This window comes from Microbacterium kribbense, assembly GCF_039537285.1.
GTDB classification, from domain to species: Bacteria; Actinomycetota; Actinomycetes; order Actinomycetales; family Microbacteriaceae; genus Microbacterium; species Microbacterium kribbense.
In genome coordinates, this window is record NZ_BAABAF010000008.1 from 88,921 (window position 1) to 101,724 (window position 12,804).

Below are 12,804 nucleotides of genomic sequence, written 5' to 3' on the forward strand. Positions count from 1 at the left end.
GCAAGGCCCCTCGCATAAGGGCGACGTCGGAGGCTGCTTCTAGACTGACGGAGTGGCAGAGGCTGTGAGTGACATCCCGGATCCGACCCTCGCACAGGCGCGCGCCGAGGCGACCGAGCTGACCGACAAGATCCTCGACGCGCGCGACGCGTATTACGGCCGCGACGCCGAGCTCGTGGACGACGCCACCTACGACGGCTGGATGCACCGGCTCGAGCACCTCGAGCAGCTCTACCCCGAACTGGCCGGCCAGGATTCGCCCACGCGCACCGTCGGCGCCGCCGAGAACACGCCGTTCGCGCCCGTCGAGCACGCTGAGCGGATGCTGAGTCTGGACAACGTGTTCTCTCCCGACGAGCTGCGCGATTGGTGCGTGAAGACGCAATCCGCGGCGGGCCGCGACGTGCGCTGGCTCGCCGAGCTGAAGATCGACGGCCTGGCGATCAGCCTGCGCTATGAGCACGGCAGGCTCACCTCGGCCGCCACCCGCGGCGACGGCCGGGTCGGCGAAGACGTCACGATGAATGCCGTCAACGTCGCCGGCATCCCGCAGCGCCTGGCCGGCGGCGGGCATCCACCCATCGTCGAGGTGCGCGGTGAGGTGTTCATCCCGGTCGCGGCCTTCGACGAGCTCAATCGGCTGCAGGCGCGGCTGCGCGAGCGCGCCGTGGAGCAGAACAGGCAGCGCAGTCGTGCCTCGTTCGACGAGGCCAAAGCAGTCCTGAGCGCGCAGCGGCGCTTCCCTGCCTTCGCGAATCCGCGCAACGCCGCCAGCGGCGGTCTGCGCCAGCAGCTCGACAAGAAGGACGGCCTCGAGCTCGAAGCCGGCGACGCACGGCTGCGCTCGCTGCGTCTGTTGGTGCACGGCATCGGCGCCTGGCCTGATCCTCCGGTGGGCTCGCAGAGCGAGGTGTACGGCCTGCTGGCCGAGTGGGGCCTGCCGACCAGCCCCTATTTCCAGACGCCGACCACGATCGACGGAGTGCTCGACTACGTCCGGTACTACGGTGAGCACCGGCACGACATCGAGCACGAGCTGGACGGCATCGTCGTCAAGGTCGATGAACTCGCCCTGCACGACGAGCTGGGCGCGACCAGCCGCGCGCCGCGGTGGGCCATCGCCTACAAGTATCCGCCCGAGCAGGTCAACACCAAGCTGCTCGACATCGTGGTCTCGGTCGGCCGCACCGGCCGTGCCACACCGTTCGCGGTGATGGCGCCGGCTCGTGTCGCCGGCTCGGTCGTGCGGCAGGCCACGCTGCACAATCAGGATGTCGTCAAAGCCAAGGGCGTGCTCATCGGCGACACCGTGGTGCTGCGCAAAGCGGGGGATGTCATCCCCGAGGTCCTCGGCCCGGTCGTCGAACTGCGTGACGGCACCGAACGCGCATTCGTGATGCCCGAGCGGTGTCCGGAGTGCGGGTTCGTCCTCGCCCCCGCGAAGGAGGGCGACATCGATCTGCGGTGCCCGAACACGCGCTCATGCCCGGCGCAGGTGCGCGGGCGGGTCGAGCACATCGGTTCACGCGGTGCCCTCGACATCGAGGTGCTCGGCGAGGTCACGGCCGCCGCGCTCACGCAGGCCGAGTCTCCCGCCGTCGCCCCGCTGGACACCGAGGCGGGGCTGTTCGATCTGACCCTCGACAAGCTCGTGCCGATCTCGGTCGTGGTGCGCGATGCCGAGACGGGCGAACAGAAGATCGACGAGGAGTCCGGTGAACTGGTGCGCCGCTCGCCGTTCCAGAAACTCGGCCCGGCGCAGTACCCACCGGGGACGGAAGACATGGATGCGGCAGCCCGCCGCCGCGCCGGCGTCCGAAAGGACTATCACGCGGTGCAGCCGTCCGAGGCGGCGGTGAAGCTGCTGGCGGAGCTGGAGAAGGCGAAGACAAAGGAGCTGTGGCGCCTGCTGGTCGCGCTGAACATCCGACATGTCGGGCCGGTCGCCGCGCGCGCGCTGGCCGGGTGGTTCGGTTCGCTCGATGCGATCCGACAGGCCACTGCCGAGGATCTCGCCGCGGTCGAAGGGGTCGGGTCGATCATCGCCGAGGCACTGATCGACTGGTTCACGGTCGACTGGCACGTCGACATCGTGCAGCGCTGGACGGATGCCGGCGTGCAGTGGGCCACTCCCGGTCCTCCGGGCCCCGGCGCGGCCACCGCGGCCGGCGGAGTGCTCGATGGCCTGACGGTCGTGGCGACCGGCAGCCTCGAGGGCTACACCCGCGAGGGCGCGCAGGAGGCCATCATCGCCGCCGGCGGCAAGGCCGCGTCCTCCGTCTCGAAGAAGACCGACTTCGTCGCCGCCGGCCCCGGTGCGGGCTCGAAGCTCGGCAAGGCCGAAGAGCTCGGCGTGCGGATCATCGACGCGGCGCAATTCAAGATCCTGGTCGAGCAGGGGCCGGAGGCGCTCGGGTAAGAGTGTCGTAGGTATGTTCTAGTCTCGAAGAACTTCGAGAAGGGAACGAACATGACCTCCGACATCGATGCCGCCACGCAGGCATGGCTTGACCAGGAAGACCGCCGTACGGCGGAGATCATCCGACGTCACGGCACATTCATCCAATTCGTCGGCGGTGACCAGCGAGCGCGCCACACGTCGTTCGCCTACACCGTCGGCCTGTTCGGATTGGGGCATCCGGAGCTGCTGGTGTTCGGCGTCGACCCCACAAGTGCCGCGAACATCCTCAACGATGTGTCCGCACGGATCCGTGACGGGTCGGATCTCGTCCCCGGCGAGATCCTCACGTTCGCCGATCGGCCGCACCGGGTTCTCATCGAAGCGGTGCCCAATCCGGGTGAGATCGCCTTCACCGCGAATCGCTTTTACCAGCGTCCCGACGAATACTCCGTGCCGGTCTATCAGTTGACGATCGACGACGAGGGCGGACGCTTCCCCGGCGAGCCCGGGTACTCGCGTCCGGCATGGCTGCAGCCGCGCCCGGGGGAGTTCCGCGCATGAGTGTGCTACACACATCACCATCACCGTCTATGGATACCCCGTCGCCCGCGTGGTGCCTGTGGGCTCGCCTTCGCAATGGTTCAGTCGCGAAGCCCTTCTCGTTCTCAGCGCGAAGGAATCGGAGGTCCGGGCCACGTGGCTCGACACTCCGCAGCGACTTCGCGGCGCCGCGGTTCTGCCGGTCGATTCTCGTGCCGTTGCGCAGTGGGCCCGGCTCCGGGCGCACCTGGTGGAGAGCGGACGATCGGCGTCGACGACCTGTGGATCGCCGCGATCGCAGCGGCACACGGGCTGCCGATCGTGACTCAGGATGGGGACTTCGACGCCCTCGAAGGGGCGAAGGGCGTGACGGTGATCCGGGTCTGACTCACTTGTGACGAGGCTTGCGCTGCGGGCGGTCATCGCGGCCCGCGTCGCCATGCTCGCGACGCGGCTTCCGGTGATCGTCATCGCGCGGGGGCCGGGTGTCGCCGGCCGAATGCGCCGGCCGGCGTCGGTTCGGAACGCCGCGGTCGGGGGTGATCGCGATGAGCCGCCCCGAGATGCGGGTGTCGCGCAGTCGCTCGAGCACGGCGGGATCGAGGTTCGCCGGCAGTTCGACGATCGAGAAGTCGGGCTTGATCGCGATCGCGCCGAAGTCGTCGCGCCGCAGACCCCCTTCGTTGGCGAGGGCGCCCACGATCTGGCGCGGTTCGACGCGATGGCGCCGGCCGACCTCGATCCGGTAGGGGGCGTAGTCGCCACGGCCACGCCGCGGTTCGCGCGGCTCGCGGGCATCCCGTCCGCCTCGCTCCCGAGACGGGCGGCCGGCGGCGTCCAGCGCGGCCGAGAGCGGGTCGTGGGCGGGGTCCATCAGCAGCGGGGTCTCGCCCTGGGCGACGATCGCGAGGGCGGCGGCGACATCCCCTTCCGGCACGTCGTGGTGCCGCACGTAGTGGTCGATGATGTCGCGGAACGCTTCGATGCGGCCGGTGGCCTCCAGCGCCGCCGTGATCGCATCGTCGAACCGGTTGAGCCGCGTGGTGTTGACATCCTCGGGGCTGGGCAGTGGCATCTGCGTGGGCTGCTGCCGCGTCGCCTTCTCGATGTGCCCCAGCAGGTACCGCTCGCGCGGCGTGATGAAGCTGATCGCGTCGCCCGTGCGCCCGGCGCGGCCGGTGCGTCCGATGCGGTGCACATACGATTCGGTGTCGGTGGGGATGTCGAAGTTGATGACGTGGCTGATCCGCTCCACGTCCAGACCGCGCGCGGCCACGTCGGTGGCCACGAGGATGTCGAGCTTGCCGTCGCGCAGCTGCTTGATCGAGCGCTCGCGCTGGGCCTGCGGCACGTCGCCGCTGATCGCCACCGCCGAATGGCCGCGGGCGCGCAGCCGCTCCGCGAGCGTCTCGGTCTCGTTCTTGGTGCGCACGAACACGATCACGCCGTCGAAGTTCTCGACCTCGAGGATGCGGGTGAGGGCATCCACCTTCTGCGCGTACGAGACGACGAGGTAGCGCTGGGTGATGTTCTGGTTGGTCGTGGTCTTGGTCTTGATCGCGACTTCTTCGGGCTCGCGCAGATATTTCTGCGCGAGCCGGCGGATCGCGGCGGGCATCGTCGCCGAGAACAGCGCCACCTGCTTGTCCTCGGGCGTCTGCGCGAGGATCTGCTCGACGTCCTCGGCGAAGCCCATCTTGAGCATCTCGTCGGCCTCGTCGATGACGAGATACTTCAGCTGCGACAGGTCGAGCGTGCCCTTGGCCTGGTGGTCCATGATCCGCCCGGGCGTGCCGACGACGATGTGCACGCCCCGACGCAGCGCCGACAGCTGCACGCCGTAGCCCTGCCCGCCGTAGACCGGCAGCACGTGCACGCCTTTCATGTGCGAGGCATACGACTCGAACGCCTCGCACACCTGCAGGGCGAGCTCGCGAGTGGGTGCGAGCACGAGGGCCTGCGGGGTCTTCTGCGTCAGATCCAGCCGCTCCAGCACCGGCAGTGCGAACGCCGCCGTCTTGCCGGTGCCGGTCTGTGCGGTGCCCAGCACGTCGCGGCCGCTCAGCAGCAACGGGATCGTCGCCGCCTGGATGGCCGAGGGTGTCTCGTAGCCGAGGTCGCGGATCGCCGCGAGGGCGGGTCCGGTCACGCCGAGCTGTTCGAAGCCCGGGGCCTCGGGCTCACCGGTGGTGGCATCCGTTGTCGAGGCCTGTGCAGTCTCGCTCATGATCCGGCTCCCGTCAGGTTCAGCAGCTTCTCGCGCACCTGGCGGCGCAGCACCTTGCCGATCAATGATTTCGGCAGCTCGTCGACGACGAAGATGCGCCGCGGCACTTTGTAGGGGGTGAGGATGCTGCGGGCGAACGCGCGGATCGCCTCGACATCGGGGTTCCGAACATCGGGGGCGAGCACGATCGCCGCCGCCACTTCTTCGCCGGAATGCTCGCTGGGCAGGCCGACGACGGCGACGTCTTCGACGTCGGGATGCTGGCGCACCGCGTTCTCGACCTCGGTGGGGGCGACGTTGAAGCCGCCGGTGATGATGAGCTCTTTGATGCGGTCGACGATGCGGACGAAGCCGGCCTCGTCGATCGTGACGATGTCGCCGGTGCGATACCATCCGTCGACGAAGGCCGCCTCGGTGGCCTCGGGCTTGCCGTAGTAGCCGCCGAACACCTGCGGGCCGCGCACGACCAGCTCGCCGGGCGCGCCGGGGGCGACATCCGTCGTGGGCTCGTCGGGGTCGACGACCCGGCACTGCGTGCCCGGCACCGGCAGCCCGACTGTACCGGCGACGCGGCCTTCGGCGACCGGGTTCGCCATCAGCACGGGCGAGCACTCGCTCAGCCCGTATCCTTCGACGAGGTAGCCGCCGCTGGCCTTCTCGAACGGCACGACGAGCTCGTGCGGCAGCGCCATCGCACCCGAGATGGCGACCTGGGTGCTCTGCAGCGAGACGCCCTTCGCGGCGGCGGTCTTCAGCAGCCGTTCGGCGATCGGGGGTACGAGCGGCAGAAACGTCGCCGGATGCTTCTTCGTGACCTCGAGCACCATGTCGGGGTCGAATTTCGGGAACAGCACCAGGCGGGCGCCCATCGACATCGCGAACGTCAGGCACAGGGTCAGCCCGTAGGCGTGGAACATCGGCAGCACTGCGTAGACGACGCAGCCGTCGCCGCGCACGATCTGCGGCACCCAGGCGCGGGCCTGGGCGGCGTTGGCCAGCAGATTGCGGTGCGTGAGCGCAGCACCCTTGGGCGCTCCGGTCGTGCCGCTGGTGTACTGGATGATGGCCAGGTCGTCGGTCTGCGGTGTGGGGTGGCTCGGCGGCAGCGGGGCCGCGGCGACGAGCTGCTTCCACTCGATCGTGCCGCTGACGGGGCTGTACAGCGCGTCACGCGACTCGCGGGCCTTCGCGACGGGCAGGCGCAGCGCCAGCCGGGTGGCCAGCGGCATCGCCGAGATGATGTCGACCGAGATGAGGTTGGCCACGGTGAGGTCGGCGGGCAAATCCTGCACCGACTCGACGACCTTCGTCCACACGATCGCCGTCTTCGCACCGTGGTCCTCGAACTGCTTGCGCAGCTCGCGTGGGGTGTACAGCGGATTGTGCTCGATCGCGATCGCGCCCAGCCGCAGGATCGCGTAGAACGCGACGATGTGCTGCGGGCAGTTCGGCAGCACGATCGCGACGGTGTCGCCGGCGCCGACGCCCAACGCCGCCAGCCCGGCGGCGGCGCGGTCAATCTGCTCCTTCAGCTGCAGGTACGTCGTCTCGCGGCCGAAGAACTGCAGCGCGGGGGCGTCGGGGTAGTCGCGGGCCGAAGCCGTCACGATGTCGACGAGCGACCCGCTGACCGGGTCGAGGTCGATGGGGACGCCGGCGGCATAGCTGGCGGTCCACGGGCGGGGTGGGTCGAACGTCGTCACTTCGCCAGCCTACGCGTCGGGGCGGTCGCGGACAGGATGTCCCGCGTCGACGGGCATTGCGGGCGTCGCGGGCAGCGGCCGCCGGTGGCGGCATCCACGCGACCATAGACTGGAGGGGTGTCTGAAATCACCCCCGAACTCGTGCGCCATCTCGGTGTGCTCGCGCGCATCCAGCTGAGCGACGAAGAGGTCGAGCGCCTCACCGGCCAGCTCGATGTCATCGTCGACAACATCGCCAAGGTCTCCGAAGTGGCCACTCCCGACGTGCCGGCCACGAGCCACCCCGTCCCGCTGCAGAACGTGTTCCGCCCCGACGAGGTGGGCGCCACACTCACGCACGCGCAGGCGATGCAGAACGCACCGGATGCCGCGGGCGGCCGCTTCCGCGTCACGGCGATCCTGGGGGAGGAGCAGTGAGCGATCTGATCCGCCTGTCCGCCGCCGAGCTGGCGGGCAAGCTCGCCGCAGGCGAGGTCTCGTCCGTCGAGGCCACTCAGGCGCACCTCGACCGCATCGCCGCCGTCGACGGCGACATCCACGCGTTCCTGCACATCAACGCGCACGCGCTGGATGCCGCAGCCGACATCGATCGGCGTCGTGGCGCCGGCGAGTCGCTGTCGCCGCTGGCCGGCGTGCCGCTCGCGATCAAGGACGTGCTGGTGACCACCGACATGCCCTCCACCAGCGGCTCGAAGATCCTCGAGGGCTACCTGTCGCCGTTCGACGCCACTGTGGTGGCGCGCTCGCGCGCGGCCGGCCTGGTGCCGCTGGGAAAGACCAACATGGACGAGTTCGCGATGGGTTCGTCCACCGAGCACTCCGCATACGGGCCCACGCACAACCCGTGGGACCTGGAGCGCATCCCCGGCGGCTCCGGCGGCGGCTCGGCCGCGGCCGTGGCGGCCTTCGAGGCGCCGCTGGCCCTCGGCTCCGACACCGGCGGCTCGATCCGCCAGCCCGCGCACGTCACCGGCACCGTCGGCATGAAGCCCACCTACGGCGGCGTCAGCCGGTACGGCGCGATCGCGCTGGCCTCGTCGCTGGACCAGGTCGGCCCGGTCACCCGCACGGTGCTCGACGCCGGCCTGCTGCACGACGTGATCGGCGGCCACGACCACAACGATTCCACGTCGCTGACCGACGCGTGGCCGTCGTTTGCCGACGCCGCCCGCGAGGGAGCGACCGGAGCGGTGCTCAAGGGGCTGAAGATCGGCGTGATCACCGAGCTGCCCGACAGTGGCTTCCAAGCCGGCGTGTCGGCATCCTTCCGCGCCGCCCTCGACCTGCTGTCAGCGCAGGGAGCCGAGATCGTCCCGATCAGCGCGCCGCACTTCGAGTACGGAGTGGCCGCGTACTACCTGATCCTGCCGGCCGAGGCATCCAGCAACCTGGCGAAGTTCGACTCGGTGCGCTTCGGCCTGCGGGTGAACGCACCCGGCACGGTCGAAGACGTGATGGCAGCGACCCGCGAGGCCGGCTTCGGCGACGAGGTCAAGCGTCGCATCATCCTCGGCACTTATGCTCTGTCGGCCGGCTATTACGACGCCTATTACGGATCGGCACAGAAGGTGCGCACGCTGATCCAGCGTGACTTCGACGCGGCCTTCGCGCAGGTCGACGTGATCGCCACGCCGTCCGCGCCGACGACGGCGTTCAAGCTCGGCGAGAAGATCAACGATCCGCTGCAGATGTACCTGAACGACCTGACCACGATCCCGGCGAATCTCGCCGGCGTGCCCGGGATCTCGGTTCCGTCGGGGCTCGCCGAAGAAGACGGGCTTCCCGTCGGCATCCAGTTCCTGGCTCCGGCCCGTGCGGATGCGCAGCTGTACCGGGTGGGTGCGGCGACCGAAGCCGCGCTGCTGGATTCGTGGGGTGGTCCGCTGCTGGATCGGGCGCCCGTGTTGGGAGGGACGCGCTGATGGCCGCCGACAAGCTGATGGACTTCGATGCCGCCATCGAGCAGTTCGAGCCGGTGCTCGGCTTCGAGGTGCACGTCGAGCTGAACACCAAGACCAAGATGTTCTCGGCCGCACCCAACTCGTTTGGCCGTGACCCGAACACCGAGCTGGCACCCGTCGACCTGGGCCTGCCCGGGTCGATGCCGGTGGTCAACGAGCAGGCTGTGCGCTACTCGATCAGCCTGGGCCTGGCGCTCGGGTGCCAGATCGCGCCCTCGAGCCGGTTCGCGCGCAAGAACTACTTCTACCCCGACATGGGCAAGAACTACCAGATCTCGCAATACGACGAGCCCATCGCGTTCGAGGGGCAGGTCGAGGTGGAGCTGGCCGACGGCACCCTCGTGCAGATTCCGATCGAGCGGGCGCACATGGAAGAGGATGCCGGCAAGCTCACGCACATCGGCGGGGGAGCCGGCCGCATCCAAGGAGCCGACCACTCGCTGGTGGATTACAACCGGGCCGGTGTGCCGCTGGTCGAGATCGTCACCAAGCCGATCTTCGGCGCCGGCGCCCGTGCCGCCGAGATCGCGGCGACCTATGTGCGCACGATCCGCGACATCGTGCTGTCGCTGGGCATCTCGGACGCGCGCATGGAGCGCGGCAACCTGCGCTGCGACGCGAACGTGTCGCTGCGTCCGTACGGGCAGGTCGAGCTCGGTACCCGCACCGAGACCAAGAACGTCAACTCGATGCGCTCGGTCGAGCGCGCCGTGCACTACGAGATCCGCAGGCAGGCGGCGATCCTCGCCGCCGGCGGCACGATCACGCAGGAGACCCGGCACTGGCATGAGGACACCGGGGTCACCTCGCCCGGCCGGCCCAAGTCCGACGCCGATGACTACCGCTACTTCCCCGAGCCGGACCTGCTGCCGGTGGCGCCCTCGGCGGAGCTGATCGCCGAGCTGCGGGCGGCGCTGCCGGAGCCGCCGGCGGTGCGTCGCCGCCGGCTGAAGCAGGAGTGGGGCTTCACCGACCTCGAGTTCCAGGACGTCGCCAACGGCGGCGTGCTCATCGAGGTCGAGCAGACCATCGCGGCCGGCACGACGCCGGCTGCCGCGCGCAAGTGGTGGACGGGCGAGATCGCCCGTCTGGCCAACGTCGCCGACCGTGAGGCCAGCGAGATGGTCGCACCGGCTGACGTCGCCGCGCTGCAGAAGCTCGTCGACGAGGGCACCCTGACCGACAAGCTGGCCCGGCAGGTACTGGGCGGCATGGTGGCGGGTGAGGGCAGTCCGCAGCAGATCGTGGATGCCCGCGGCCTGGCCGTGGTCTCGGATGACGGCGCGCTGACCGCTGCGATCGACGAGGCCTTCGCCGCCCAGCCGGATGTGCTGGCGAAGATCAAGGACGGCAAGGTGCAGGCCGCCGGCGCGGTGATCGGCGCCGTGATGAAGGCGATGCGCGGCCAGGCCGACGCCGCCCGCGTGCGCGAACTGATCCTGGAGCGCGCCGCCCGGTAGCCCGCCCGCGCCGAGAAGGCGCGTAGCCCGCCGAGAAGGTGGGTTCTGCGCCGAGAAGGTGGGTTTTCTGCCGAGAAGGTGGTTTCTACGCCGAGAAGGTGGGTTTTCTGCCGAGAAGGTGGTTTCTACGCCGAGGCGGTGCAGCACCATCTCGAGGGCGGATGCACCTTCTCGGCATGGGAAGGGCCTTCTCGACGCAGGATGCGCCTTCTCGGCGTAGGCAGGACCTTCTCGGTGTGGGAAGGGCCTTCTCGAGGGCGGATGCGCCTTCTCGGCGGGGCCGGGTGTCGGTGGCAGCGGGGACAATGGTCGGATGGGACGTGGCGACGGATCGGGACGGCGGGTGTCAGCGGATGACGCGGACGACACCGGCGCCGGCATCCTGCACGTCGACATGGACGCGTTCTACGCGTCGGTCGAGGTGCTCGATGACCCCTCGCTGCGGGGCAAGCCGGTCATCGTCGGTGGCATTGAGGGCCGCGGCGTCGTCTCCAGCGCAACGTACGAGGCGCGCCGCTACGGTGTGCGCTCCGCGATGCCGGTGGGCCAGGCGATGCGGCTGTGCCCCGCCGCGGTGGTCGTGCCGCCGCACTTCGACCGCTACCTCGCCCTGTCCGATCAGGTGATGGACCTGTTCCACGAGATCACGCCGCTGGTCGAACCGCTCTCGATCGACGAGGCATTCCTCGACGTGCGCGGCGCGCGCCGGCTATGGGGGCCGCCGGGGCAGGTCGCCCGGATGCTGCGGGCGCGGGTGCGCGAGCGCACCGGTCTGACCTGCAGCGTCGGGGCGGCGGCCACCAAGCACGTCGCCAAGATCGCGTCCACCATGAGCAAGCCGGACGGGCTGCTGATCATCGCCGCGGCCGACACCGAGGCGTTCCTGCAGCCGCTGAGCGTGCGCGCCCTGTGGGGCGTCGGGCCGAAGGCCGGCGACGTGCTCGCCGGCCGCGGCATCCGCACCGTCGCCGACCTCGTGCAGACGCCGCGGCCGGTGCTCGAACGCGTGCTGGGCGCCGCGATGGCCGATCGTCTCTGGCACTTGGCCCGGGGGAGGGATGCCCGGGCCGTCGAGACCGAACGCGTCGAGAAGAGCGTCGGCCACGAAGAGACCTTCCAGACCGACATCGCCGACGCGCAGGTGCTGCGCGCTGAGCTGCGGCACCTGGCCGACCGGGTGGGCGCGCGGCTGCGACAGTCCGGGTGGGAGGCGGCCACGGTGTCGCTGAAACTGCGGTTCTCCGACTTCACGACCCTCACCCGCACCCAGACCCTACCCGAGCCCACCGCGGTCGGGCAGCGTCTGGGCGCTGCGGCAATCGACCTGTTCGACCAGGTCGACCGCCCGCTCCCGGTGCGGCTGATCGGCGTGCGCGCGGAACGACTGCGCCCTGCCGGCAGTGCCGGGACGGCGCTGTGGGACGACGACGAAGAGTGGCGGCAGGTCGAGACCGCGCTCGACGATGCCGCGGCGCGATTCGGTGAAGGGGCGGTCCGGCGCGCCGCCGTGCTGGGCCCGCGCCGCGACGTCGGCGGCGTCACGCATCATCCGCCGCCCCGCCGCCGCCCGGCCGACTGAGCCGGGGGTGGGCAGGACGTCCGCGGGCGGCTAGCGTGGACCCATGCCCAATATCGCACTCGAGCTCGGCAAGCAGGCCGCGTCTTTCGGCGTCAACAGCGCGTACGGTTCGCAGCAGGACATGGACGGCATCCGGGTCATTCCGGTGGCCATCAGCTGGTCGGGGTACGGCGGTGGCTCCGACGACGCCGGCACCGGCGGGGGCGGCGGGGGCGGCTACGCCATTCCGATCGGCGCATATGTGCGCCGCGGCGACGACCTGCGGTTCGAGCCGAACGTCGTGTCGTTCCTGGCCGTCGCGATCCCGTTCGTCTGGGTCTGCGGCCGCGCGCTCAGCCGTGTCATCCGAGCCCTCAAGAAGTAGCGCCGACCCGGTCGGCGTCGCTCTGGCCGCGGCTGCCGCTGGCGCCTGGGCGGCGATCGCCGCCACCGCCTCGGCTAATCCCGTGGTGCTCATCGACGGCCGCAGCGGTGCGGGCAAATCGTCGCTCGCGCGGCTGCTGGTCGCGCAATGGCCGCCCCGGCACGCGCAGCTGGTCGCGCTCGACGCGCTGTACCCCGGCTGGGACGGGATGGATGCCGGAGTCGACATCGTCCGCGACGGCATCCTGATCCCGCGCGCAGGGGGCCGAGCCGGCACCTGGCGACGGTGGGACTGGGATGCCGGTGAGCCCGCCGACGCGCATGCGGTGGACTTCTCGCGACCGCTCGTCATCGAGGGCGCAGGCCTGCTGCGGCCCGACACCGCGCCCCTGGGCCGGGTGCGGGTGTGGCTGGACTCGCCGGAGCGCTCGCGCCGGCATCGGGCGCTGGAGCGGGATGGGGAGGCCTACCGTCCGCACTGGCAGCGGTGGGCGCAGCAGGAGCAGCACCACCTGGACCGCGACGATCCGCTGCATCTGGCGGACCTGGTCTTCCCGGTGCCGTGAGCGC

The 12,804-nt window shown here is 70.2% G+C and carries 11 protein-coding genes; 9 read left to right on the forward strand and 2 right to left on the reverse strand.

What is annotated here, in order from left to right; genetic code table 11:
* Positions 1-52 precede the first annotated feature (52 nt).
* The 3 genes from ligA to ABD705_RS11525 all read left to right on the forward strand — a co-directional run bounded on the left by ligA (position 53) and on the right by ABD705_RS11525 (position 3,328).
* Positions 53-2,419: an NAD-dependent DNA ligase LigA gene (ligA, locus tag ABD705_RS11515; protein WP_344783702.1), complete on the forward strand. Its 2,367-nt coding sequence runs from the start codon at positions 53-55 to the stop codon at positions 2,417-2,419.
* Positions 2,420-2,470: 51 nt separating this feature from the next.
* Entirely contained in the window at positions 2,471-2,962 is a 492-nt protein-coding gene (locus ABD705_RS11520; protein WP_344783704.1) for a DUF4262 domain-containing protein, read from the forward strand.
* A 204-nt stretch (positions 2,963-3,166) separates the two neighbouring features.
* The gene (locus tag ABD705_RS11525; RefSeq protein WP_344783706.1) at positions 3,167-3,328 is read left to right on the forward strand and encodes a PIN domain-containing protein; all 162 of its coding nucleotides are present in this window, start codon (positions 3,167-3,169) and stop codon (positions 3,326-3,328) included.
* Between the two features lies 1 nt (position 3,329).
* On the opposite strand, the gene ABD705_RS11530 is transcribed toward ABD705_RS11525, so the two are convergent.
* Complete coding sequence (locus ABD705_RS11530) at positions 3,330-5,168, reverse strand: DEAD/DEAH box helicase (protein ID WP_344783708.1); 1,839 nt, start codon at positions 5,166-5,168, stop codon at positions 3,330-3,332.
* Positions 5,165-6,871 (reverse strand): long-chain-fatty-acid--CoA ligase, encoded by a 1,707-nt coding sequence (locus ABD705_RS11535; RefSeq protein WP_344783710.1) that lies wholly within the window; start codon positions 6,869-6,871, stop codon positions 5,165-5,167. The genes ABD705_RS11530 and ABD705_RS11535 overlap by 4 nt, the downstream gene beginning before the upstream one ends.
* Before the next feature lie 117 nt (positions 6,872-6,988).
* Between ABD705_RS11535 and gatC the strand changes: the two genes are divergently transcribed.
* The 6 genes from gatC to ABD705_RS11565 all read left to right on the forward strand — a co-directional run bounded on the left by gatC (position 6,989) and on the right by ABD705_RS11565 (position 12,800).
* The gene (gatC, locus tag ABD705_RS11540; protein ID WP_344783712.1) at positions 6,989-7,288 is read left to right on the forward strand and encodes an Asp-tRNA(Asn)/Glu-tRNA(Gln) amidotransferase subunit GatC; all 300 of its coding nucleotides are present in this window, start codon (positions 6,989-6,991) and stop codon (positions 7,286-7,288) included.
* A complete protein-coding gene (gene gatA, locus ABD705_RS11545) occupies positions 7,285-8,793 on the forward strand; it encodes an Asp-tRNA(Asn)/Glu-tRNA(Gln) amidotransferase subunit GatA (RefSeq protein ID WP_344783714.1) in 1,509 nt (502 codons plus the stop codon). The genes gatC and gatA overlap by 4 nt, the downstream gene beginning before the upstream one ends.
* The gene (gene gatB / locus ABD705_RS11550; RefSeq protein ID WP_344783716.1) at positions 8,793-10,292 is read left to right on the forward strand and encodes an Asp-tRNA(Asn)/Glu-tRNA(Gln) amidotransferase subunit GatB; all 1,500 of its coding nucleotides are present in this window, start codon (positions 8,793-8,795) and stop codon (positions 10,290-10,292) included. Before gatA ends, gatB begins: the two co-directional genes overlap by 1 nt.
* Before the next feature lie 313 nt (positions 10,293-10,605).
* Positions 10,606-11,871, forward strand: a complete 1,266-nt coding sequence (locus tag ABD705_RS11555; RefSeq protein ID WP_344783718.1) for a DNA polymerase IV — start codon at positions 10,606-10,608, stop codon at positions 11,869-11,871.
* A gap of 43 nt (positions 11,872-11,914) precedes the next feature.
* The gene (locus ABD705_RS11560; protein ID WP_344783720.1) at positions 11,915-12,235 is read left to right on the forward strand and encodes a hypothetical protein; all 321 of its coding nucleotides are present in this window, start codon (positions 11,915-11,917) and stop codon (positions 12,233-12,235) included.
* Entirely contained in the window at positions 12,210-12,800 is a 591-nt protein-coding gene (locus ABD705_RS11565) for a nucleoside/nucleotide kinase family protein (protein WP_344783722.1), read from the forward strand. Before ABD705_RS11560 ends, ABD705_RS11565 begins: the two co-directional genes overlap by 26 nt.
* Positions 12,801-12,804 lie beyond the last annotated feature (4 nt).

What these genes read in the sequence shown, in the direction of transcription:
- ABD705_RS11560 (WP_344783720.1), top strand. Translation starts at nt 11,915, where the DNA reads ATGCCCAATATCGCACTCGAGCTCGGCAAGCAGGCCGCGTCTTTCGGC.
- ABD705_RS11530 (WP_344783708.1), bottom strand. Translation starts at nt 5,168, where the DNA reads ATGAGCGAGACTGCACAGGCCTCGACAACGGATGCCACCACCGGTGAG.
- ABD705_RS11520 (WP_344783704.1), top strand. Translation starts at nt 2,471, where the DNA reads ATGACCTCCGACATCGATGCCGCCACGCAGGCATGGCTTGACCAGGAA.
- ABD705_RS11555 (WP_344783718.1), top strand. Translation starts at nt 10,606, where the DNA reads ATGGGACGTGGCGACGGATCGGGACGGCGGGTGTCAGCGGATGACGCG.
- gatB (WP_344783716.1), top strand. Translation starts at nt 8,793, where the DNA reads ATGGCCGCCGACAAGCTGATGGACTTCGATGCCGCCATCGAGCAGTTC.